This is a genomic window from Photobacterium sp., assembly GCF_057456235.1.
In genome coordinates this window covers 86,811-109,397 of the sequence record NZ_JBVCPH010000005.1, presented here as the reverse complement: position 1 = coordinate 109,397, position 22,587 = coordinate 86,811, and the positions used below count along the sequence as shown (strand labels likewise).

At 45.3% G+C, this 22,587-nt stretch carries 18 protein-coding genes; 7 read left to right on the top strand and 11 right to left on the bottom strand.

The features are described 5' to 3' along the window. The first annotated feature begins 88 nt into the window (after nucleotides 1-88). Entirely contained in the window at nucleotides 89-1,636 is a 1,548-nt protein-coding gene (gene malF / locus AC2204_RS07455; RefSeq protein WP_318925032.1) for a maltose ABC transporter permease MalF, read from the top strand. A gap of 11 nt (nucleotides 1,637-1,647) precedes the next feature. Beyond that, nucleotides 1,648-2,538 (top strand): maltose ABC transporter permease MalG, encoded by an 891-nt coding sequence (malG, locus tag AC2204_RS07450; RefSeq protein WP_318924889.1) that lies wholly within the window; start codon nucleotides 1,648-1,650, stop codon nucleotides 2,536-2,538. Nucleotides 2,539-3,169: 631 nt separating this feature from the next. On the opposite strand, the gene AC2204_RS07445 is transcribed toward malG, so the two are convergent. The 3 genes from AC2204_RS07445 to AC2204_RS07435 form a co-directional block, all read right to left on the bottom strand. Beyond that, nucleotides 3,170-4,411: a GGDEF domain-containing protein gene (locus AC2204_RS07445; RefSeq protein WP_318924888.1), complete on the bottom strand. Its 1,242-nt coding sequence runs from the start codon at nucleotides 4,409-4,411 to the stop codon at nucleotides 3,170-3,172. Between the two features lie 228 nt (nucleotides 4,412-4,639). After that, nucleotides 4,640-5,182, bottom strand: a complete 543-nt coding sequence (locus tag AC2204_RS07440) for a DUF1415 domain-containing protein (RefSeq protein WP_318924887.1) — start codon at nucleotides 5,180-5,182, stop codon at nucleotides 4,640-4,642. A 146-nt stretch (nucleotides 5,183-5,328) separates the two neighbouring features. Further along, entirely contained in the window at nucleotides 5,329-7,347 is a 2,019-nt protein-coding gene (locus tag AC2204_RS07435) for an exoribonuclease II (protein ID WP_318924886.1), read from the bottom strand. Nucleotides 7,348-7,426: 79 nt separating this feature from the next. Here AC2204_RS07435 and AC2204_RS07430 point away from each other — a divergent pair, with 79 nt between their 5' ends. Together AC2204_RS07430 and AC2204_RS07425 are read left to right on the top strand one after the other, a co-directional pair. After that, entirely contained in the window at nucleotides 7,427-7,750 is a 324-nt protein-coding gene (locus tag AC2204_RS07430) for a hypothetical protein (protein ID WP_318924885.1), read from the top strand. A gap of 267 nt (nucleotides 7,751-8,017) precedes the next feature. Beyond that, entirely contained in the window at nucleotides 8,018-9,928 is a 1,911-nt protein-coding gene (locus AC2204_RS07425) for a DEAD/DEAH box helicase (RefSeq protein WP_318924884.1), read from the top strand. 163 nt (nucleotides 9,929-10,091) lie between these two features. On the opposite strand, the gene AC2204_RS07420 is transcribed toward AC2204_RS07425, so the two are convergent. The 7 genes from AC2204_RS07420 to AC2204_RS07390 form a co-directional block, all read right to left on the bottom strand. Beyond that, complete coding sequence (locus AC2204_RS07420; RefSeq protein ID WP_318924883.1) at nucleotides 10,092-11,096, bottom strand: substrate-binding domain-containing protein; 1,005 nt, start codon at nucleotides 11,094-11,096, stop codon at nucleotides 10,092-10,094. A gap of 72 nt (nucleotides 11,097-11,168) precedes the next feature. After that, a complete protein-coding gene (rbsK, locus tag AC2204_RS07415) occupies nucleotides 11,169-12,089 on the bottom strand; it encodes a ribokinase (protein ID WP_318924882.1) in 921 nt (306 codons plus the stop codon). Between the two features lie 132 nt (nucleotides 12,090-12,221). Beyond that, complete coding sequence (rbsB, locus tag AC2204_RS07410; RefSeq protein ID WP_318924881.1) at nucleotides 12,222-13,100, bottom strand: ribose ABC transporter substrate-binding protein RbsB; 879 nt, start codon at nucleotides 13,098-13,100, stop codon at nucleotides 12,222-12,224. Nucleotides 13,101-13,184: 84 nt separating this feature from the next. After that, entirely contained in the window at nucleotides 13,185-14,186 is a 1,002-nt protein-coding gene (gene rbsC / locus AC2204_RS07405; RefSeq protein WP_318924880.1) for a ribose ABC transporter permease, read from the bottom strand. Then, the gene (gene rbsA, locus AC2204_RS07400) at nucleotides 14,183-15,688 is read right to left on the bottom strand and encodes a ribose ABC transporter ATP-binding protein RbsA (protein ID WP_318924879.1); all 1,506 of its coding nucleotides are present in this window, start codon (nucleotides 15,686-15,688) and stop codon (nucleotides 14,183-14,185) included. Before rbsA ends, rbsC begins: the two co-directional genes overlap by 4 nt. A gap of 35 nt (nucleotides 15,689-15,723) precedes the next feature. Then, nucleotides 15,724-16,143, bottom strand: coding sequence for a D-ribose pyranase (gene rbsD, locus AC2204_RS07395; protein WP_318924878.1), 420 nt, complete (start codon nucleotides 16,141-16,143; stop codon nucleotides 15,724-15,726). A 343-nt stretch (nucleotides 16,144-16,486) separates the two neighbouring features. Further along, nucleotides 16,487-17,278 carry a TOBE domain-containing protein gene (locus AC2204_RS07390; protein WP_318924877.1) on the bottom strand — a complete coding sequence of 264 codons (792 nt, stop codon included), beginning with the start codon at nucleotides 17,276-17,278 and terminating at the stop codon, nucleotides 16,487-16,489. Nucleotides 17,279-17,411: 133 nt separating this feature from the next. Here AC2204_RS07390 and AC2204_RS07385 point away from each other — a divergent pair, with 133 nt between their 5' ends. After that, nucleotides 17,412-17,768, top strand: coding sequence for a DsrE/DsrF/TusD sulfur relay family protein (locus AC2204_RS07385; RefSeq protein ID WP_318924876.1), 357 nt, complete (start codon nucleotides 17,412-17,414; stop codon nucleotides 17,766-17,768). A 181-nt stretch (nucleotides 17,769-17,949) separates the two neighbouring features. Then, complete coding sequence (locus tag AC2204_RS07380; RefSeq protein WP_318924875.1) at nucleotides 17,950-18,909, top strand: DUF4382 domain-containing protein; 960 nt, start codon at nucleotides 17,950-17,952, stop codon at nucleotides 18,907-18,909. Between the two features lie 79 nt (nucleotides 18,910-18,988). Here AC2204_RS07380 and AC2204_RS07375 read toward each other — a convergent pair whose 3' ends face one another. After that, nucleotides 18,989-20,743, bottom strand: coding sequence for a sigma 54-interacting transcriptional regulator (locus AC2204_RS07375; RefSeq protein ID WP_318924874.1), 1,755 nt, complete (start codon nucleotides 20,741-20,743; stop codon nucleotides 18,989-18,991). 438 nt (nucleotides 20,744-21,181) lie between these two features. On the opposite strand from AC2204_RS07375, the gene ygeW reads away from it, so the two are divergent. After that, nucleotides 21,182-22,369 carry a knotted carbamoyltransferase YgeW gene (gene ygeW, locus AC2204_RS07370; protein ID WP_318924873.1) on the top strand — a complete coding sequence of 396 codons (1,188 nt, stop codon included), beginning with the start codon at nucleotides 21,182-21,184 and terminating at the stop codon, nucleotides 22,367-22,369. Nucleotides 22,370-22,587 lie beyond the last annotated feature (218 nt).

Sequence of the window (22,587 nt, the reverse complement as noted above, 5' to 3'; positions counted from 1 at the left end):
GTATCGTTTTCTCCCCCTACCAGAAGTACAGTGAGGACCTCTAATGCAGTCTCATCAAGCTGCCAGTATGGCAGATGGAAACGCTGATATGGCATCTAATTCAATGACAACAAGCCTTGATTATCGTAAATGGCTTAAATGGACCTCGTTAGGACTAGTCAGTTTAATTAATGGCTACGCAGTTGTTTTAATGTATTCACGAGGTGAATATGCTTTTGCATTATTAACCCTTATCGTCGCCTCTCTTGGTGTATACATTTTTGCCCGTAAGCGCACTTATGCGCATCGTTATATTTACCCTGGTGTAGCAGGTATGATCCTGTTCATCATTTTCCCTTTGGTCTATACCATCGGTCTTGCCTTTACAAACTATAGCGGTAGTAACCAGTTAAGCCTTGAGCGTACTCAGTCTGTTCTTCTGCAACAGACCTCCCAGAGTGGTGATAGCTATAATTTCTCACTGTATGAGCAAGACGGAACCTACAGTATTGCACTTAAAGATGGCGAACAATGGCTATCGACGGATCGTTATGAGCTGACAGCATTGCCGACAGATAAGATCCAGCTGAAAGCCGTGGATGAGCCTGTTGGCAATAAAGCCTCCCTTAAAACGGTGATTTCAAACCGGAAGCAGCTCAGTGATCTGTTATTGTCTACAGTGGAAGGTGACGAACTGCAGATGTCAGGACTCCGTACTTTTGCTGAAATTCGGCCTATGTATGTCTTGCAGGATGACGGTGAAACGTTAGTTAATTATCTAAAAAACATTACCTATAAACCAAATTGGGAAACCGGTTTTTACCAAGAAGTGAATGTGGATGGTGAATTCATTGGTGAACCACTATCTCCAGGTTTTATTGTAAACGTCGGTTTTGATAATTTTACGAGAATTTTTACAGATCCGGGAATTCAAGGCCCCTTCTTTAAAATCTTTGTCTGGACGGTATTATTTTCAGTGCTGACCGTTGTGTTTACACTTGCGGTAGGCGTGGTTCTGGCACAGGTCATCTCTTGGGAATCGCTTAAAGGCCGCAGTGTGTATCGGGTAATGCTGATTCTTCCTTATGCGGTACCTGCTTTTATTTCGATTCTGGTGTTTAAAGGTTTGTTTAACCAGAGCTTTGGTGAAATTAACCTGGTTCTTGAAGGGCTGTTTGGCCTTAGCCCTGCATGGTTTACCGAACCATTCCTAGCTAAGACAATGATTTTAATTGTTAATACATGGCTGGGTTACCCATACATGATGATCTTGGCTATGGGGCTGCTAAAAGCGATTCCTGAAGATCTTTATGAAGCATCTGCAATGGATGGCGCAGGCCCAATTGATAACTTCTTCAATATTACACTGCCATTACTTGTTAAACCGATGATTCCTTTGTTGATTGCAAGCTTTGCTTTTAACTTCAATAACTTTGTACTGATTCAGCTGTTGACTAATGGTGCGCCAGATATGATTGGCACCAGTGTTCCAGCAGGTCATACTGACTTATTGGTTAGCTATACATACCGTATCGCTTTTGAAGGTTCGGGTGGTCAGGACTTTGCTCTGGCTGGGGCAATTGCAACAATGATTTTCTTATTGGTTGGTGGCCTATCACTACTGAATATGAAATTTACTAAGCTGGAATCAGAGTAAGGAGCACGAAAATGGCAATGGTTCAACCGAAATCGTTAAAATACAGAGTGTGGGCCACTCATATTGCAATGTGGTGTTTCCTCGGTCTGATGATGTTCCCGTTATTAATGGTTATTGCTATCTCGTTCCGGGAAGGTAACTATGGATCAGGAGAATTAATCCCGACCAATCCATCTCTAGAGCACTGGAAGTTAGCCCTCGGTATTACCGTTGAAAATGCGGATGGTACGGTAACACTCCCCCCATTCCCGGTGATGACCTGGTTATGGAACACGGTAAAAATATCAGGTATGACCGCGATTGGTATCGTTACACTGTCGACAACTTGTGCTTATGCTTTTGCACGTATGAAGTTTGCGGGTAAAACGACGATTCTGAGATCGATGCTGATTTTCCAGATGTTCCCGGCAGTACTTGCTTTGGTGGCATTGTATGCGTTGTTTGACCGTCTGGGCACTTATGTTCCCTTCCTGGGAATGAACACTCATGGCGGTGTGGTATTCGCTTACATGGGCGGCATTGCTCTGCATGTGTGGACAATTAAAGGTTACTTCGAATCAATCGATGGTTCACTTGAAGAAGCCGCAGCATTGGACGGCGCAACACCATGGCAGGCATTCCGTCTGGTACTGCTGCCACTATCGGTGCCAATTCTTGCTGTAGTATTTATTCTGTCATTTGTTGCTGCTGTAACCGAAGTTCCCGTTGCTTCATTATTACTGCGTGATATTGACACTTATACTCTAGCGGTAGGGATGCAACAATACCTGCATCCGCAGAAATATTTATGGGGTGATTTTGCAGCCGCGGCTGTGCTTGCAGCACTGCCAATTACGGTCGTGTTCTTGCTTGCTCAGAAGTTCCTGGTCGGTGGTTTAACTGCGGGTGGTGTTAAAGGCTAAGGGACTTTAATCTCCATCTGAAGTCAAAATAGGAAAGCTCGTCTTATTCAAATAAGGCGAGCTTTTTCCTTTAAATACAAGCTAATAATGCCATTACGAAGAATCACTGAAAAAGCGATAAAGATTTTATTTATAGGTTTGTTTTTTGTTTAAAAACATTCCCCTGCCTGATACCATGATGCCCATATAGGATAATGGTATTATAGCTTGTTATCGCGCTCGGTGTGGCTATCGTCTAGTTTGATGTCTGCAGTCGCTGCGAGCTTTAATCACTATAATGTAAAGATAGATAACTAATGGTAATTGAAATGTTAAAAGCTGCCAGATTACGATTAGTTGAATGAACAATAATAACAATAATAACAATAAGACTCGCCTTCTCACTTAGGGTGAGTCACTCCCAAGTGTAGCTCTTAACAATGGTTTGGTCGCCGATCTGTTAAGAATCCTATGCTTAACTTAATATTGGCGTTGCTGCATAGCTGGACTTACCCTTTGCAGGATAAGTTTTATTGGTAACCGAAACCCGGCGATATCGTCGGGTTTTTTGTATCTGCAGGGTGACAATATACGGCAAGGAGGAATTATGTTCTCTGATCAAGAGGTATGCTGTAGGTAAGCACTGAATATATTATCGGGCAACTCGGTTTCGTCCTGAATTTTTTGCTTTATAAAGTGCCTCATCCGCAGCTTTAAGGACGTTTTGAGGGTCATGGTCGGGAAAACTATCTGCCAATCCAATACTTACCGTGACATGCACCGCTTGGTTCTTATTGTCTTGTTGTCGTAACTCTGTTCCTTTCTCGTCACTTTTCGGGCGATCATCCTGAGCGCGGACGATAAGATCATACTTTGCAATAGCAATACGCAATTGTTCAAGGTAATTTTGACATTGGCTGGCTTCTTTACCCTTAAACAAAATAGTAAATTCTTCACCGCCGTAGCGGAAGATCTGGGCACCACCTTTTGTTTGCTGCATGATTTTAGCCACAAGCTTTAATACGTTATCACCAACTTTATGGCCGTGGATATCATTGAACTGCTTGAAATGATCAATATCCAGCATTGCCAGAGTATAGGTTCTTCCCAGGTTCTTGAGTTCTGTTTCTAATGCGCGCCGACCGGGAATGTTTGTTAACTGATCAACAAAGGCGAGTTCGTGGCTACAGGTAATTATATTGAGCAGCAAGAGCGTTGCGGCTAGTGAAAAAGCGGTACTGGAAATAAAAGGGTACTGAAAAAGGACAAAAGCCAAACTTGAAAAGAGTAAACTGATATAAACGGTTTGATCAGAACCGAAATTACGCTTCAGAATGGTTGCCGCGCTGCTACAGGTCAGTGCCAACGCCAATAAAATGAGGATTACAGGCAAGGGTGAAAACGTGGGTATGGTGTAGAGGTATGTATTCCATAACCATGAGAGTGTTGTCTGGGAAAAGTAGTCTATAACCAGAGCTGACCATGCAATTTGTAGTGCAATAAACAGCATAAAATAAACCCCGAATCGGGACCACAGCCGTTTATCTGGCATGATGTGGATCTGTAGCAAATTCAGTGGCAGTAAGCTAGCCAGTAAGATAAAAATGAGCTTAGTGGAGTCATTCGACAAAGGTTCTTGTAAATAGGTTTGTATGATGTAGTAAGCCACCATCATGAGAAGCGCGACTAACCCTGTTCTGCCCTGATTAAACGGTTGGCTTAGAAGGACAACTAAAGAAAATAAAATATAAGGCAGGGTCAGTAACAAGTCTTGGTATGAGGCTAAGGCAGCAGTGAACCCTTCTAATGCAAATATCATCAGAATTGAGATCAGCAATGGCGACCCAAATCGAAATCCAGCGCTTCTAAAAACGGCAAATGAAAGAGATGACATTCAAATAATTCCCTTATTCAGGGCGATAGTATAACAAAACAGCGGTAATACCCTTAATTAAACCGAAAAGACAAAATAATAGTTTGGAATATGACTGTTTTTTAGTTTATCCAAAGTTATAAAGGTGTTACTCATACCTTCTTTTATTGTATACCCAAATTAGATCAAAATGCAGGATTCTGGCATCTTGAGGTCACTTGGGTATATGTATATCTTCAGTATATGGAATTACTTTATAAGATAGGGAAACAATTTTCGTTTTTGTTCTACCGTCAGGTTCTGAACACACGCGATATTGCGTTCAGGGATCGCTTCCGGATCCGGATAGTGCCTTAATACATTTTCCATACTTTCTTCACGAATTAGATGGAAAATAGGATATGGCGAGCGGTTGGTCAGGTTTTCGGCATCGTCAGGCGCAGCGCCGTAGAAACAATAGTCAGGGTGGAAGCTGGCAATCTGATAAACCCCATCTCTTCGTAGTTGGATCAGCAGCCCTTCAACCAAATCAAGGAATTGGTTGTAGTCATCAAATTTCTCAAACAAGTTGGGTGCAACAACGAGTGTGGTTTCTAATTCTACTGCAGGGGTTTGATCGAGCAACATCAGCTCTTGATAGATAGCTTCAAGCAGTACCTCCTCTGAGCTTTCTTCACACACCTGAATTTTTATCTGCTTGTTACGGTTAGGCTTTGCTGCAAAAGGGCATAAGTTAAGCCCAATGACCACATCTTCTAACCATTGTTGAACATCTTTTTTGACTTGCGACATGACGACTGACTCTTATCGTTATTTTAATGATTTTATAGTATTGCTATCGGAATACGACTTCAAGATACGCGCTGTGCGCAGTATTTTGGATAGAAAAAGGGTCAGTACGAGACTGACCCTTTGTACCGAATTATAGAAGCTACCGCTTATGCGTCTTCTTTTTCAGTCTTTTTTTCTGCTGCTTCAGCTGGAGCCGGGAACTGTTGAACCGGTTTAGCAACAAGCTGACGAGTCGCGGCACGAACCTCAGCTAATGTAACTTCAAACGTATCACCAAGCTGGTATTCTTTTACCGTATCGATAGTGACGGTACCTAATTCACTATTACACACGATACGCTGCTTGTTATCCACGATAAGCGAAGCGGGGATGAAGGCCGAAGCACCAATCTCAAGTAAGCGAATGCGTATACCGGCACGGTTTATATCGAAGATTTCAGCGTTGAAGATGGTTTCTTCTTTGACTGAATTTTTCAACAGACGAACATACAGCCAATCCGCGACATTCCGCTCTGCCATACGATGGCTGCGGCGGTGGTTGGCAATTTCTTCACCAACGCTATCATCTGGTTTTTGCGTCGGTTCATTACCTGAAATAAGCGCTTTAAGCAGACGGTGGTTGATCATATCGCCGTACTTACGGATTGGTGAGGTCCAGGTTGCGTAGACATCAAGCCCCATTGCATAGTGCGGGGAAGGTTGGTTGCCAACTTCACTATAGGCCTGGAATTTACGTAGGCGGTTATCCAGGTATGTTGAGTCCAGATCATTTAACCAGCGACGCAGGGCACTGAAGCCTTCCAGCGTAGTAAGCTGGTCTTTTTCAAATGGCGCTTCGGCTTCGGTTAGGAAGTTCATCGCAGTATCCAGTTTCTCTGGATGAAAACCGTTGTGGTAGTTGAATACACCGGTACCAAATTTTTCTTTAAGTACACGACCAGCACAGATATTGGCGGTGATCATGGCTTCTTCAATCATACGGTTGGCTGTACGACGAAGATCCGTATGAATCGCGACAACATCGTTATCTTCACTGAGCTCAAAACGGTAATCGGGACGATCCGGAAAGACAACAGCAGTCTTAGTACGCCACTCACTACGCGCATTGGCAAAGCCATGCAGCGCATCGATTTGTGCCGCGATAACGTCGTTTGGTATCCAGTTGTCACATTGACCGTTTTCAATCAGGTCAGAAACGTTGTCATAGGCCAATCGTGCCTGTGACCGAATCCATGCAGCAAAGAATGTGATATCGTCTTGAATTACACCGTCTTTATCAATGCTCACTCGACAACAAATAACCGGACGTTTTTCATTCTCGATCAATGAGCAAAGTTCATCACTTAACTCGCGTGGCAACATTGGGATGTTGCGGCCTGGCAAGTAGATAGTAAAACCACGTTGACGGGCTTCATCGTCCATCTTATCGCCAACAGCAATGTAAGAGGTTGGATCAGCAATCGCAATGGTGATCTCAAAGCTGCCATCGTCTTTTTTAACCGTGTAAAGGGCGTCATCCATATCTTTGGTTGATTCACCATCGATAGTAATAAATGGAAGATCGGTTAAGTCCTGACGTTCTAAGCCTTCGTCCAACATGCTCCAGCTTTCTTGTGGTGCAGGTTCGGCGTTAGGCAGTTCATGACGGGCAAGCGTTACCCACCATGGTGCAATTTTATCGTTGCTGTCTGTGATTTTTTCTTTGATTTCACAGAAGAACGTTTTGTTTTTGTTCGAGTGTTTATTGTCGCCAAGTGGGTGACTATTCAGGTTAGCAACAACCCAGTCACTTTCTTTTAGACTCTCAGGATTAAGCCCCTTCACCGGACGCGCATTAATGGCATCTTTTAGGTGAGGATGATCAGGGATGACGTGCAGACGATCGCGGATCAATTTAACTCGGCCGATAAAACGTGTCAGGTTTTGCTCCACCAGTTCCTGAGGCTCTGCAACTTCTCGCTCTTTTTCTGTACGAATAACGGCAACAACACGGTCACCGTGCATGACATTCTTCATATAAAGAGGAGGGATGAAAAAGCTTTCTTTATTGTCTGTTTCTAGAAAGCCAAAACCACGGTCAGTTGCTTTGACGTTACCTTCCTTCTTCGGAAGTGTCTCTTGAATTTGTTTTTTAAGCTGTGCTAGCAGCGGATTATCTTGAAACATTATGCCTGGTCTCAGATTGTGAACCTAGACACTATACGGATTTGGGGCTGTAAAACCAAGATTTTGGCAAGGGATATTTTTGGACCACAGTTACCGCCGGATCGATTTTAACTCTTATTGTTCGCAGTGGAAGCGGAAGGGGGCAGAGATAGCGTGTGGCGTGATCTCAAGGATAAAAGGTCACATTCTTAAAAGCAGCTACCAGCCCCATTTCGTTCTGGAAGCTAATAAAGCTCTCAGCGACAAAAAGAATGTGCGCTCAAATAAAGACGCCTCTTGCCTCTATTCATGGAACCAATCAGCCCGTATCGGTTGGATCGCGATGATTGTGATGTGGAATGGTGATAATCATCGAAAGAAATTAATTTCAATTGCAGATAAAGCGCTATATTTGGCTAAATAAAGCGGGAGAGGGCTGGTTATTCAATGGGATAGTGGCAAAATGGCCAAGGTTTAGGGCATAAAGTGCTTAACCGACACACTGATTGCTCAAGAAGTAGCAGCTTGAACGTTTTTTTGTGACAGCCTTCAATTTTTTCTGGCATTTTATCGAGTAATGGCGCACAATGCGCGCCTCTTAATCGTCGAGGCCCATGCTTGTGGTTGCTGTTGCAGAACTCTTAAAGCAGAAGGGGCCCCGTTTTACGTTAGATTATTTATTGGGATCCCAATGCTAGAATCTGTTACAGAATTTCGCCAGTTAGATCTGGCCGACACACTACTTTCCGCACTTGACTCAATGGGCTTCGTTACGCCTACCCCTATCCAGGCGGCGTCTATTCCTCTACTACTTACTGGTGCAGATGCACTTGGTAAGGCACAGACTGGTACTGGTAAAACGGCTGCGTTTTCACTACCTGTACTGAACAAAGTAGATCTTTCTCAGCATAAGCCTCAGGCTATTGTTATGGCTCCGACACGTGAGCTGGCGATACAGGTTGCTGCAGAAATCAAAGTTCTTGGTCAGAATATCAAGGGACTTAAAGTTTTAGAGATCTACGGTGGTGCTTCTATCGTGGATCAAATGCGTGCACTGAAAAATGGTGCTCACATTGTTGTTGGTACTCCAGGTCGTGTTAAAGACCTTATTTCACGTGATCGTCTGCACCTTGATGAAGTTAGTACGTTTGTACTGGATGAAGCTGATGAAATGCTGAAAATGGGTTTCGTTGACGACGTTACTTGGATCATGGAGCAAGCTCCTTCATCGGCACAGCGCGTATTGTTCTCGGCAACTATGCCTCCAATCGTTAAGCAAATTGTCGACCGTTTCCTACGTAACCCATCGCGTATTGACGTTGCTGGCGAAAACCGTACTGTATCTCAAGTTGAGCAGCAGTTCTGGGTCGTTAAAGGTGTAGAGAAAGACGAAGCAATGATTCGTATGCTCGAGACTGAAAAGGACATCGATGCGTCAATCGTATTCGTTCGTACTCGTCAGGACACTGAGCGTCTGGCTGACTGGTTATCTTCTCGTGGTTGCAAAGCTGCAGCACTACACGGTGATATTCCTCAGTCTCTTCGTGAGCGTACTGTTGATCACATCAAACGTGGCGTTATCGACGTACTAGTTGCAACTGACGTTGTTGCTCGTGGTCTTGATGTAGCTCGTATTACACACGTATTCAACTACGATATCCCGTTCGATGTAGAATCTTACATCCACCGTATCGGTCGTACTGGCCGTGCTGGCCGCTCTGGTAAGGCGATCCTGTTGGTTCGTACCAACCAGATCCGTATGCTTCGTACTATTGAGCGTGTCACTAAGTCTCGCATGGATGAAATCCAGCTTCCTAACCGTGACGCTGTTGCGGCAGCGCGCTTGACTCGTCTTGGTCAAGAGCTAGAAACACAGAAAGAACAAGCAACGCTTGAAGCTTTTGTTGAGCTAGTTGGCAAGCTACAAGAAACGATTGACGTTGATGCTGCAACACTTGCTGCAATGCTTCTTCAGCGCCAGCAGGGTAACCGTCCTCTGTTCTACAAAGGTCCGGACCCAATGATCGCTGCTATCGAGCGTGAACAACAACGTCGTGAGCGTCGTGGCAATGATGATCGCGGTGACCGTGGCAGTCGTGGTGGCGAACGTGGTGGTGAGCGTGGTGGTGAGCGTGGTGGTGAACGCGGTGAGCGTCGTTCATACAACAATGCTGACTGGGATACTTACCAGCTTCAAGTTGGCCGTGAGCAAGGCGTTCAGGTTAAAGATATTGTTGGCGCTATCGCTAACGAACTTGGCCTGACTAAAGAATTTATTGGTGCTATTAAACTTGCACCTAGCCACACTTATGTTCAGCTTCCTAAGAAAATGACAGCAGAAGTTGCTGCTCAGCTTAAGAAACTGCGCATCCGTCAGAACGAAGCGAAGGCTGTTGTTGTTGAAGGCGAAGTGCTGCGCGAGCATAGTCCTCGTGCCGCCAATCGTGGTGGTTACCGCGGTAACCGCGAAGGTAATCGTGAAGGTGGTACTGGTGGTCGTCGTTTCGATCGCAACCGTGGCGGAGATAGCCGTGGCAGCCATCGTGGTGAACGTAATCACGGTAACAGCGACCGTCCTCGCCGTACAGGCAGTGAAGCATAGCAGTAACGCATAATTAAATTATTGTTATCTGAAAGCCGGGCTTAATGCCCGGCTTTTTTACGCCTGTAATGACCCGATCCAATTCGATCTTTGTCCGGCAGTTTGAGTACAAGTGTAAAAAAAGCCCGCATCGCGAGCTTCTGTTATTTAGGGCATCATATTTTCAGTTTACAGCCTTCACACTGTCACGTTCAACCAAGGTGGGTTCGAGTTGAATGACCTGATTTGATACACGCTTGGTTTTAATTTTATCTAACAAGGTATCTACTGCTTGTTGGCCCAACCGGTGTTTAGGCTGGTGGATTGTGGTGAGTGAAGGCGTAATATATTTCGCTAGTTTGATATCGTCATATCCGACAATAGAAATATCATCGGGTACCGACATGCCTTTTTTACTGGCAGTATTAATAACGCCCATTGCCATCATGTCATTACAGACAAACAGTGCAGACGGAAGCGGGCCTTTTGAATAAAGCTGTTCAAATGCTTTTTCACCGCCTTCACATTCGAAATTGCCTGAAGCAATCCAGTTTTTATTAATCGTCAGGCCTGACTCTTCCATCGCCTGAATAAAACCGGATAAACGCTGCTGCGCCGTGAGCTTGTCTAGCGGGCCTGTCAGGCAGCCAATTTCTTTATGCCCTTTAGCGATTAAATGACGGGTAGCCAGATAGCCGCCGTGGTGGGAATTGTCCTGAATTTTATCGCTTGGAAAGTCCATAGGCCCCCAATCCATGACGACGGTCGGAACGGGCTGGTGACGAGAAAAGAGATCAAAGGCCTGGCCTTCTACTTCGCTACACATCAATAGCAGGCCATCGACACGCTTTTGCAGCAAGGTGTCGAGGTTGGAATGCATTCGTTCCAGATCGCCTTCGGTATTGCACAGGATCAAATTATAGCCATGTTCATAGCAACGGCGTTCAACACCTTTGACAACCTCACCAAAGAATGGATTGGTTGACGTAGTGACCAGCATGCCAAAAGTTCGGGTGTGGTTGACTTTCAAACTACGAGCTAGGGCTGAAGGGGCGTAATTCAGTGTTTCGACCGCTGCCAGAACGCGCTGTGAAATATCTTCACTGACAAAACGCGTTTTGTTGAGCACGTGGCTGACAGTTGAGGTAGAAACGCCAGCATGTTTTGCAACGTCTTTGATAGTCGCCATCAATTTCTCCCTGATCCTTGTTCTGTTTGCAGTTTACCTGCATGGAGCAAGTAAACTGCAAATCAGATTATATTAGCTATGCTCAATGAGAAAGCGTTTAACTTCAGCGCGATGTGGGATAGAGGTTTGAGCCCCCATACGTGTAACTGAAATTGCAGCCGCGGCATGAGCGAAGCGAATAGCTTCATCCAGTTTACGGCCTTCCTGGAGGCCTGTCAGTAAAGCACCGTTAAATGTATCACCGGCAGCGGTGGTATCGGTTGCTTCAACCCGGAAGCCTTCTACTTGCCGGCCATTCCCATTCTGGCTGACCCATACACCCTGACTTCCGAGCGTGATCATAACAAGTTTAATACCCTTTGCATGCAGCACATCTGCTGCTTGCTGAGCTGATGCCATATCCGTTACTTTGATGCCGGTCAGCAACTCTGCTTCCGTTTCATTGGGCGTTATCATATCAACAAGTTTTAATAAGTCATCAGATAATGGCTGAGCGGGGGCCGGATTTAGCACCACCTGTGTACCCGCTGACTTGGCAACTTGCGCGGCTGCTTCGATTGTTTCAATCGGCGTTTCCAACTGCATTAGCAGGGTATCCGCATCAGCGATCAGCTTGTGATGCGGCTTAATGCGTGCCGGGGTTAAGCAGCCGTTGGCTTCGGCAGAAATACAGATGCTGTTTTCACCAGTAGCAGCGACCTGAATCATTGCAATACCGGTCGGCATGTTTTCTTCAATCATCACCGCTTCGGTATTGATGCCTTCGTTGGCAAATGTTTCAAGCATGGAGTGGCCAAAGCTGTCGTCACCAACGCTGGCAATGAACGCAATATCAGCCCCTAAACGTGCAGCCGCAACCGCCTGATTAGCCCCTTTGCCACCAGGAATGACGCAATAACTGTGACCGTGTAACGTTTCGCCCGGACGAGGGAAAGAAGCAACCTGAAGAACATGGTCGGCGTTAACGCTACCTAGAACAACTAACTTATTCATAAACGAACCTTTTTAATTATGAATGTTGGTCAAAATATATGGGTTAGGACTGCGAGTACAGTGCTAAACGATAGATTTTCGATTCAGGTAAAGAGAGGCGAGTTTCGAGCTTCTCGAAACTCGCCAAAGGTCTTATTTCGTGATGACTTTAAGTTGTACCGGGATGTACTTCTCTACTGATTCGCCTTTCAGCACTTTGTCAGCCGTTTCCACACCCAGCGCACCAATAAGATCGGGTTGTTGTGCGATAGTTGCGCCCAGAATACCGCGTTTAACGGCTGCGATACCGTCTTCAGTACCGTCAAAGCCAACGATTAAAACATCTTTACCAGAAGCCTGGACAGCGCGAAGTGCACCCAGTGCCATTTCGTCATTCTGTGCGAATACAGCTTCCACGTCTGGGTTGGCAGCCAGCATGTTTTCCATTACGTTCAGACCTTTGGTACGGTCGAAATCAGCCGGCTGACTAGCAAGCAATTCCATACCGCTGCTTTCAACGGCGTTCATGAAGCCCTTTCCACGCTCACGCGCTGCAGATGTACCGGCAATTCCTTCAAGCTGGATAACACGGGCTTTTTCGCCTACTTTTTCCATGATGAATTTACCGGCCATTTCACCACCAGCAACATTGTCAGAAGCAATATGGCTTACCACGTCACCACGGCTTGCACCACGGTCAAGCGTCAGTACCGGGATGTTCGAGCGGTTTGCCATACGAATAGCGTTAGATACCGCATCTGAATCGGTAGGGTTAATCAGAATTGCCTTAACGCCGCGGACAGTCAGATCTTCTACGTTAGAAAGCTCTTTGCTCGGGTCGTTTTGAGAATCCAGAACAATCAGGTTGTAGCCCAGCTCTTTTGCTTTCGCTTCAGCGCCTTCTTTCATGGTAACGAAGAATGGATTATTCAACGTAGAAACAACCATTGCCATTGTGTCTTGTGCAGAAGCAGTCGTGCTGAAAGATGCCGAAAGAACAGCAGCAGAGATAAGGGTTGCTAACTTTTTCATTCTATATTCCTTATATGTTTCGGGTCAGGTTTTCGGGCATTAATGCGGAATTGCGTTGATGCCCGGTATACAGAGGGTTAGGGTTTACTTCTTTTTAGTCTCTACCAGTACTGCCAGTAAAATGACCACTGCTTTTGCAATCATCTGGAAGTACGAAGACACATCTAACAGGTTTAGTGCGTTGTTAAGGAAGCCGATGATCAGAGCACCGATTAAAGTGCCCATGATTCGACCTTTGCCCCCGGCAAGGCTGGTACCGCCAAGCACGACAGCTGCAATCGCATCCAATTCGTATCCCATACCGGCAGTAGGCTGAGCGGATGAAAGACGAGAGGTGACGATGATGCCGGCAAGGGCTGCTAACAGGCCGCAGATTGCGTAGACGCCAATCTTGACGCGATCTACGTTGATGCCTGATAAGCGCGTTGCCGATTCGTTTCCGCCCAGGGCGTAGATGTAACGACCGAAGCGGGTATGATTAAGCAGGTACCATACAGAGGCGAATACGATGACCATCAGCCAGATTGGAACCGGGATGCCCATCGCATAACCGGTACCGAACCAGGCGAAGCTATCTGCTACGTCTGTAAAACCGGTTGAAATAGGGCGGCCGTCAGTGTACACCATGGTCACACCACGCAATAAGGTCATGGTTACCAGCGTCGCAATGAACGCCTGAACTTTGCCTTTTGCGATGATCACCCCACTGATTGCACCTAATGCCGCACCGGCAAGCAGGGCCGTCGGTACTGCGACTATTGCCGGGATTTCCAGTCCAATCATGGTGGCTGCAAAGGCACCGCAGAGAGCCAATACAGAGCCGACACTCAAATCAATGCCCGCGGTTAAGATAACCAGCGTCATACCCACTGCGATAATCGCATTCACCGACGTCTGACGGAGAATGTTCAACAGGTTATCGAGAGTGAAGAAATTAGGATTAAGAAAAGAGACCACCACGATCAGCAGAATTAAAGCGATTAGTGATTTTTGTTCAATTAACCATTCTTTAGTAAAAAGCTTATTGGCGTGTAAAGCATGCTTTTCAGCAGATTGCTTATTATTGGTCATAGCGTTATCACTCATGCTGCTACCTCATTGATTTTTTTACCAACAGCGCAAGCCATTAGTTTTTCCTGATCGGCATCGGCTGCCATAAATTCACCACTGATATGACCTTCGTGCATGACTATAATGCGATCACTCATCCCCAGTACTTCCGGCATTTCAGATGACACTAAAATGATGCTCATGCCATCGGCTTTGAACTGGTTGATCAGCTGGTAAATTTCTTTTTTCGCACCGACATCGACACCGCGTGTCGGCTCATCAAGGATAAGTACTTTCGGTCTGGTCATCAGGCCTTTGGCAATGGCGACTTTCTGTTGATTACCACCCGACAAGTTACCAATAATTTGATCGCGAGTCGGTGTCTTGATATTGAACAGACGGATAAAGTCTTCAACTGCAGTAACTTCATCGTAGTGTTTAATCTGTACACCTTTTGACAGCTGCTCTAACGCACAAAGCGACATGTTTTCTTTTACTGACAGCCCTAAGACAAGTCCATCGCCTTTGCGGTCTTCTGAGATATAAGCAATGCCGTTGGCCAATCCGTCCTGCGGACTCTGCGGATTAATGACTTTGCCATCTAAGATGATATCCCCCGAGTCACGGTGCAGGGCACCATAAATAATCTTCATCAGTTCAGTTCGACCCGCTCCCATCAGGCCGGATACGCCGAGGATTTCACCGCGATCAAGCTTGAAGCTCACACTGTTAACACCTGAGCCTGACAGGTTTTTTACTTCCAGACAGGTTGTGCCGTGTGTAACGTCTATGCGCGGGTATTGTTCTTCTAAGCGGCGGCCGACCATCATTTCAATCAGCCCGTCTTCATCAATATCAGCCACCCGGCGTTCACCTATGAACTTGCCATCTCGAAGCACAGTGATGTCATCGCAGATCTCAAAGATTTCTTTCAGGCGGTGTGAAATATAAACGATGCCGCAGCCTTCATCGCGAAGCTCGTTGATGACTTTAAACAGTGATTCAGTTTCAGTGTCTGTCAGAGCATCTGTCGGTTCATCCATGATGATGACTTGTGACTTGAATGACAGCGCTTTGGCAATTTCAACCATCTGCTGTTCGCCGAGGCTGAGTTCACCCAGTAGCTGATGTGAGTGGTGCTTCACATTCAGGCGTTTTAGAAGCGCATCGGCTTCACGATACATCTCTGACCACTTGATGCCACCAAACGCATTGGTTTTTTCACGGCCGAGGAAAATATTTTCAGCAATAGTCAGTTCAGGGATCAAGTTTAATTCCTGATGAATAATACTGATCCCCGCTTCCTGGGAGTGTCTCGGGCCATTAAAATTGACGAGCTTACCCTGATAGCGGATTTCACCGGCATCCATGGCATAGATACCCGTTAATGATTTCATCAGGGTGGACTTACCGGCACCATTTTCACCCAGCAAGGCCATGACCTTACCCGGATAAACATTCAAGCAAGCGTTGTCTAACGCTTTTACGCCAGGGAATGCTTTTTCGATGCCTTTAAGTTCTAAAATTGGCTGGTTCATGTCAGCTCCTTGCGATTATTCCGAAAATCGAGGGGTTAAAAAACAACGCCTGACTGGAAAATTACGTTCGCATAAGGTGTGCATTCACCTGTACGAATGACGGCCTTACTGTCTTGCGTATGTACCTTGAATGCTTCGTGGCTGATATAAGAAACGGCGATTTTTTTATTGCATAACGTTTCTTCTTCGCGGATCAGTGCAATCAGCGCTTGGTGTAATTCGGGGCTGACTTGTGCAAACTCTTCTGCAAGTACAACGCCTTCAATTTGCATTTCACCTAGAACAGCTTTGACGGTATCGATAAAAGTAGGGACGCCAGGGATTAATGCAAGATCGATACGTTGTGTCTCATCAGGGATCGGTAATCCAGCGTCGCAAATGGTGACTTCATCGGTATGACCCAGAGTCGCGATAACATAAGACAGCTCGGCGTTGATGAGGGCGTTTTTTTTCATGGTTAGCACCTTTAATAATTCATGGTGGTGATGCTTTCTGAGTGTAGCCAACCGTAGATATTACTCTCTCAATTGGCTGTTTTATGCCATCGAATCGTTTACGCAAACGTTTCGATGGCTAAAATGTAGTTTGTAAAGTGATGGATTGCACTCTGGATTATCACAAAGTGTGATTGAGATCAGACCAAGATATACCTAGCCTGAATAAATGGAGGGGTAGATCACAATTAAAACGCGGCGAGAGACGCTAGCAGTGCTAATTCTATTGATTATCTAATCATTAAGAGCATCGCGGGGGGAGTATATGGATAGCAATACAGAAAAGGAGTCTTGTTTGAAATCGCTAGCACATTGTCGCAATAATGACTTGCGCAGAATGAAAGCAGGCATAGATGTTCTCATCAGTAGCCAAGTTAGTATCTGCCAAAGTTGAATTATCAACTAACGCACACAGCTCATCCACCTTGTTAAGGGCGACGGTGACTTCTGTTGACGTCTTATCACGACTGATGGCTTTGATTTTGCCTTTTATCTGGTTGTCGTACGGTAATTCAGAGGACATTGCATTGACGACCACAACGGACGGCCCTTTGATCAACGCGACGACATCTTTGCCGATTTCAAGCTGCAGTCTTAAGGTACTGCTATGAGTAATTGTCGCTGAAATTTGCTGGTTGTCGTTTAACGCAATAATAATCAGATCATGGAGTTCATGTCGCTCAATATGGCTAATGGTGCCAAATAACTGATTGCGGGCACTGGTTTGTAATGAAAGTTTACTCATCACACCAAGCAGGCTATGTAGTGGTACATTGTCATCGTTTAACGCTTTTAGCCCCATATCCTGGATTTTATCCAGCAGATCATACATTTGTATAAGACGCTCACCGAAGTGGGTGAGCGATGCACCGCCTCCGCCTTTTCCGCCTTTTTCGCTGGTCACTAAAGGTTCCTTAGCACGACTATTCATATCTTTGATCGCATCATAGGCGGCTTTATAACTGATCCCGGCCTGTTTGGCTCCCTGACTTATCGACCCCGTATCCTGAACCGCTTTGAGCAGTGCCACGCGTCGAGGATTGGCAAACACTTTGTTATTTTCTGAAAGGGTTAAGAGCGCATCAAAGTCCATCATTGCTGAGTTTGTACCTTTAATTGATAAAAATAGAGCTAAATCAGAAATATAACTTCTGTTTTGCAATAAAGTATACCTTAGTATGTGTAAAGCATTTATTGTTTTTCAGCCTTCAAACAAGCGAGTAATGACGATGCAAAATATTTTATTTATCTTAAATGAGGCGGCTTACGGCTCTGAACGTACCTTCAATGCGTTACGGTTGGCGATTAATTTGAATGAACAAGAGCACCAGGAAGTCCGGTTGCAGATCTTTTTGATGTCAGACTCAGTCAGTTGCGCATTAATGAGGCAGATGCCTGCGGAGGGGTATAACATTCAGCAAATGTTGGAAATTCTCGTGGCCCAGGGAGCGGAAGTGAAACTTTGCAAAACCTGTACGGATGCGCGTGGTTTATCTGTATTGCCGCTGATTGAAGGAGCTGAAATTGCCACATTGGATGATCTCTCGTTGTGGACACTGCATGCCGATAAAGTCTTGACCTTTTAAAGTGAGGTTCTAGCTTTCTGTACCACGCCAACAAATGTGATTGATAAATCAACTGATAGCCACCAGGCTGCAGCTCCAATGTCAATTGATTGTCAGGATATCCCTAGCTTCGAGCCATGCACTACAATAAGAATGCTAAGCACGCTATTGTTTGGTTCATAATAATTTTGAGGGTGCAGCAATGAAAAAAACAATAATTGCAGGGGTTGTCGGTCTCGTGCTGGTCGGGTGCGACGGCGGTGGTTCTTCTGAGAGTGGAACCGGAAAGTTTTCATTGGCCTTTTCTGATGCAACGGTAGATGGTCTTGATCAGGTTTGCGTCGCATTTGATAAAATATCGGTACACCATACCGATGGTGGCGAATCAAACTGGGGTACCACTTCTTTTGCTGCTGATCAAAGCTCACCGGAGTGTATTCCTTCAGGAATGATTATTCCCGGCTCTGATACTGGCAATCCTGAATTTATGGTGATTAACCTGATGGCTTATCAGGGGAGTAATTCACTGCAGGTGCTCAGCAATGAAGTGATGGCAGCCGGTAAATATACCCAGCTGAGATTATCGGTACTGGAAGAAAACAATCATGCTTATAGCGACGGCACACCGTATTCTCATGTGATGGAGACGCTTACTAAAGACAAACTTGGTTTCGGTGTTGCAAGCGGGGAGCTGAAACTCGATGGCTTTGATGTCACTGCTGATGCCACTCAGGCTTACACCCTGGAGTTTGATCTCCGTAAGAGCATGGTTGAAAATGCCAATGGCTATCAGCTGAAGCCTCGTGGTGTACGTCTGGTGAACAACGAAGGCGTTGCCTACATTGATGGTACCGTGGGCAGTGAGGCGTGCCTCGGTAACCTTAATGATGCGTTTGTTTATATCTATCCGGGATCAACGCAAGTGTATGGTGATTTAGGCTCAGATTCTGAACCCTTTACATCCGCATCGGTTGAGGTTGATACCCTCTCCGGAGAAGGTCAATTTGCCGTCGGTTATGTTCCGTTGGGCTCCTATGACTTAGCGTTAGTCTGTAACGGCAGCGAAGATGATTCAGAAGCAGGCGGCGATACGCTCAGTATTACTGATCCAATCATTGCTGATGTGATTTTACCGATCACAGGCGTCACAGTGTCATTCTGATCGTCTAGTACTTGATCACCTGAAATGAACAAAACCCGCATTCAGCGGGTTTTGTTATTAGTGATGAATAAAATGTGAATTAAGCGTGATGAGAGCTTAACTCGAATTTCTTGATCTTGCGGTATAATGTAGCAATACCAATTCCTAGCTCTTCTGCGACTAACTTACGATTACCCAAGCGATTAATTGCCTCTTCGATGCGAATTTTTTCCATCTCTTCGAGGCTCATAATACTGTCATCCATAGTGTGCTGTTCGCTGCGTTTCTCACAGGGCGTACGTTCGAAATAAGGTGGCAGTAAATCGACATCAATCATATCCCCGGCAGGTACAACATTCACCAGGTACTCGATTAAGTTGCTGAGCTCGCGTACATTACCCGGCCAGTTATAGCTATTCAGCCGGGTCATGACACTGGGGGTGATACCCGGATAACCAACCCCGATTTTCCGGGTGTGGATATCAAGGAAGTAATGTACCAGTATGTCGACATCTCCCTGACGATCTTTAAGTGGCGGAAGGTGAATTGGAATGACATTCAGTCGATAAAAAAGATCTTCACGGAACTTGTTGGTCGCGATCATTTCAGAAAAATCACGGTTCGTCGCTGAAATTACCCGAATGTCGACAGGCACTGCGGTGTTGGAACCAATCGGCATGACTTCACGTTCTTCAAGAACACGCAGCAGTTTGGCCTGCAATGTCATCGACATGTCGCCAATTTCATCCAAGAACAGAGTGCCTTTATTCGCGGCCTGGATCAGGCCGGTCTTTCCTTTATTCGAAGCGCCGGTAAAGGCACCTCTGACATAGCCGAACAGTTCACTTTCAAGCAGCTGATCTGGAATTGCGGCGCAGTTGATGGCAACAAAGGGTTTATCGTTGCGATCGCTTAGGTTGTGCACCGCGTGGGCAATGACTTCTTTACCCGTTCCGCTTTCACCGTTAATTAATACACTTGAAGGGCTTGTGGCAATACGGCTGATCAATGTCTTAAGTGTTTGCATTTGCTTGCATTCGCCAATAACGCTGCGCAATTGTTGCGGCGGCTTGCCTATTTCAAAAGACGTATTGGGCTGGTAGAAAGCCATTAAAAATAATTGGTGGCCTTGAATATCATGGAACTGGCCGACAACCAGCTCCTGGCGTTCTCCTAATGAAATAATATGTTGTTGATGACCTTTTAATTCATTGTTATGGAAAGATAATGGCTGAATGTTGACTGCGATATGGGCCAATCCGTCACGGGAAATATTAAGGTTATTCAAAGCCGGATCGTTGCCGTATTTCACCCGGTTATTGTCATCAAGTACCAGTACCCCCTGATCCATATTTTCAATCAGGCTGGTAAATACTTTACTTAGTCCATTATCGTTGTCTCCGGACTCCAGCACTTTAGAGACAAAAATTTGAGAAATATGCCGGATATAGTCAGAGAATAACTGGACGTTTTCTTTGATCTTTTCCCGTGACTCCTCAGTAAACGCCACCAGGCTAATCACGCCGATGCAACGGTCTTCGATCATAATAGGGACGCCTAAAAAGGCGGTTTCACGACAACTTTCTTTATTGGAGCAGCCATCACAAATAGGATCGGTCCGTGACTTGACTACAACTTTTTCCTGATGGGTTTCAAGGATATAACGAAATATTCTTGAGGTGGTATTCAGTTTTTTTCCAAAAAACTTACTGTAAGGGCCGGTACCAGCGATACGAACTAGATCAGCATCAACCACTTCTGCGTCTAACTGTAAGACGGCTGAAAGCATTTGCGTGAATCGCAGTATCGTGGGCTGTAACTGCATTAATTCAGACTGGTGAAGTGTATTCAACATAGTATAAATCTATTTCTAAATGAAAAGACCGTAGTAACATAGTAAACATTAATACTCATCAGTTTGATGTGCATCAGGATTTTATAATGGAATCGCGATGCGCAATAGGAATTGCAAGGTAGATCACACCTAGATATCAATATGATAAACCGACATCGAGTCACTATCATTTTGGTCGCTATCGCTGATAGTCCGTGATAGTGAGGAGCGAAACAGAGAAGACACGGATAAAATCATCTCACCTTATAACCCACTGTTTTAATAATAAAAAATATTTTTTTCATTTTGAATTCTGTTGTTGGCATAGTAATTGGATTAAGAGAATCAGACGTCTGTTATAACCCGACAGACTTTTTCCAGCCACAGGCTTAATAACGAATTTCTAACCTGATAACAGACCACTAACTGGCTATCGAATTAATAACTGGGAAGAATAAAATGAAAAGCATTAATGAACTTATCAAGGAAATCAATGAACTAAAGTCAGAACTTCATAATAAAGATTTCCTCTTGACCTGGGAGCAGAGCCCTGAAGAACTGGAGCGTGTATTAAAAACGGCGCAGGTTTTAAAAGCGATGCGCCAGGAAAATATTGCAACCAACGTCTTTAAAAATGGTTTAGGTATTTCGCTATTCCGCGATAACTCAACCCGTACTCGTTTTTCTTACGCATCGGCAATTAATATGCTGGGCCTCGCTCAGCAAGATCTTGACGAAGGTAAATCACAAATCGCTCACGGCGAGACCGTACGTGAAACCGCAAACATGATTTCTTTTTGTGCCGATGCCATCGGTATTCGTGATGACATGTATTTAGGTGCGGGTAATGCTTACATGCGTGAAGTTGGCGAAGCGTTAGATGAAGGCGTGAAAGAGGGCGTACTGCCTAATCGTCCTGCATTGGTTAACCTTCAGTGTGATATTGACCACCCAACCCAATCTATGGCCGACCTTGCCTGGTTGGAAGAGCATTTCGGTGACCTCAAGAAGTTGAAAGGCAAGAAAATTGCGATGACTTGGGCTTACTCGCCAAGCTATGGCAAACCACTTTCAGTGCCACAAGGCATTATCGGCCTGATGACCCGTTTTGGTATGGATGTGACGTTGGCTCACCCTGAAGGCTATGATCTTATTCCTGACGTTGTCGAACAAGCGCGCAAGAATGCTGAAGCATCTGGCGGTAGTTTCACTCAGGTTGCTTCGATGGAAGAGGCATTTAAAGACGCTGATATCGTATATCCAAAATCATGGGCGCCTTATCAGGTAATGGAACGTCGTACCGAGCTACTTCGTGCCAATGACCATGACGGTCTGAAAGCACTTGAGCAAGAATGTCTGGCTCAGAATGCTAATCACAAAGACTGGCACTGCACTGAAGAAATGATGAAGCACACCAAAGACGGTGAAGCGTTGTACATGCACTGCCTGCCTGCCGATATCACCGGCGTTTCTTGTAAAGAAGGTGAAGTCGAAGAATCGGTATTCGAAAAATACCGCATCGCGACCTACAAAGAAGCCAGCTGGAAGCCATATGTGATTGCGGCCATGATCATGAACCGCAAGTACCAGGAACCAGGTGCCGTACTGCAACAGCTGCTTGATGAGTACGAAAAGCGCGTTAAATAACACTAACTATTCATCGTCTTGCTATTTTGCCCAATAACGGCATCAGAAGTGCTCATTTATACTTATAAACTCCGCGCTTCCTCGTTGCTCTTGAACAAAATAGCAGCGAGCTGAATAGCTACAGTAGCTGCTATATCTGTATTCAATTATATAGTTAATACAGTTGGAAAAATGCAAACCCTTCGCGGGGTAACAGATTCCGGTTATCCCCGCATTTT

Bases quoted from the DNA above. Each gene is read 5' to 3' on its own strand.
- malF (WP_318925032.1), top strand. From the start codon at position 89: ATGGCATCTAATTCAATGACAACAAGCCTTGATTATCGTAAATGGCTT.
- malG (WP_318924889.1), top strand. From the start codon at position 1,648: ATGGCAATGGTTCAACCGAAATCGTTAAAATACAGAGTGTGGGCCACT.
- AC2204_RS07445 (WP_318924888.1), bottom strand. From the start codon at position 4,411: ATGTCATCTCTTTCATTTGCCGTTTTTAGAAGCGCTGGATTTCGATTT.
- AC2204_RS07440 (WP_318924887.1), bottom strand. From the start codon at position 5,182: ATGTCGCAAGTCAAAAAAGATGTTCAACAATGGTTAGAAGATGTGGTC.
- AC2204_RS07435 (WP_318924886.1), bottom strand. From the start codon at position 7,347: ATGTTTCAAGATAATCCGCTGCTAGCACAGCTTAAAAAACAAATTCAA.
- AC2204_RS07425 (WP_318924884.1), top strand. From the start codon at position 8,018: ATGCTAGAATCTGTTACAGAATTTCGCCAGTTAGATCTGGCCGACACA.
- AC2204_RS07420 (WP_318924883.1), bottom strand. From the start codon at position 11,096: ATGGCGACTATCAAAGACGTTGCAAAACATGCTGGCGTTTCTACCTCA.
- rbsK (WP_318924882.1), bottom strand. From the start codon at position 12,089: ATGAATAAGTTAGTTGTTCTAGGTAGCGTTAACGCCGACCATGTTCTT.
- rbsB (WP_318924881.1), bottom strand. From the start codon at position 13,100: ATGAAAAAGTTAGCAACCCTTATCTCTGCTGCTGTTCTTTCGGCATCT.
- rbsC (WP_318924880.1), bottom strand. From the start codon at position 14,186: ATGAGTGATAACGCTATGACCAATAATAAGCAATCTGCTGAAAAGCAT.
- rbsA (WP_318924879.1), bottom strand. From the start codon at position 15,688: ATGAACCAGCCAATTTTAGAACTTAAAGGCATCGAAAAAGCATTCCCT.
- rbsD (WP_318924878.1), bottom strand. From the start codon at position 16,143: ATGAAAAAAAACGCCCTCATCAACGCCGAGCTGTCTTATGTTATCGCG.
- AC2204_RS07390 (WP_318924877.1), bottom strand. From the start codon at position 17,278: ATGATGGACTTTGATGCGCTCTTAACCCTTTCAGAAAATAACAAAGTG.
- AC2204_RS07385 (WP_318924876.1), top strand. From the start codon at position 17,412: ATGCAAAATATTTTATTTATCTTAAATGAGGCGGCTTACGGCTCTGAA.
- AC2204_RS07380 (WP_318924875.1), top strand. From the start codon at position 17,950: ATGAAAAAAACAATAATTGCAGGGGTTGTCGGTCTCGTGCTGGTCGGG.
- AC2204_RS07375 (WP_318924874.1), bottom strand. From the start codon at position 20,743: ATGTTGAATACACTTCACCAGTCTGAATTAATGCAGTTACAGCCCACG.
- ygeW (WP_318924873.1), top strand. From the start codon at position 21,182: ATGAAAAGCATTAATGAACTTATCAAGGAAATCAATGAACTAAAGTCA.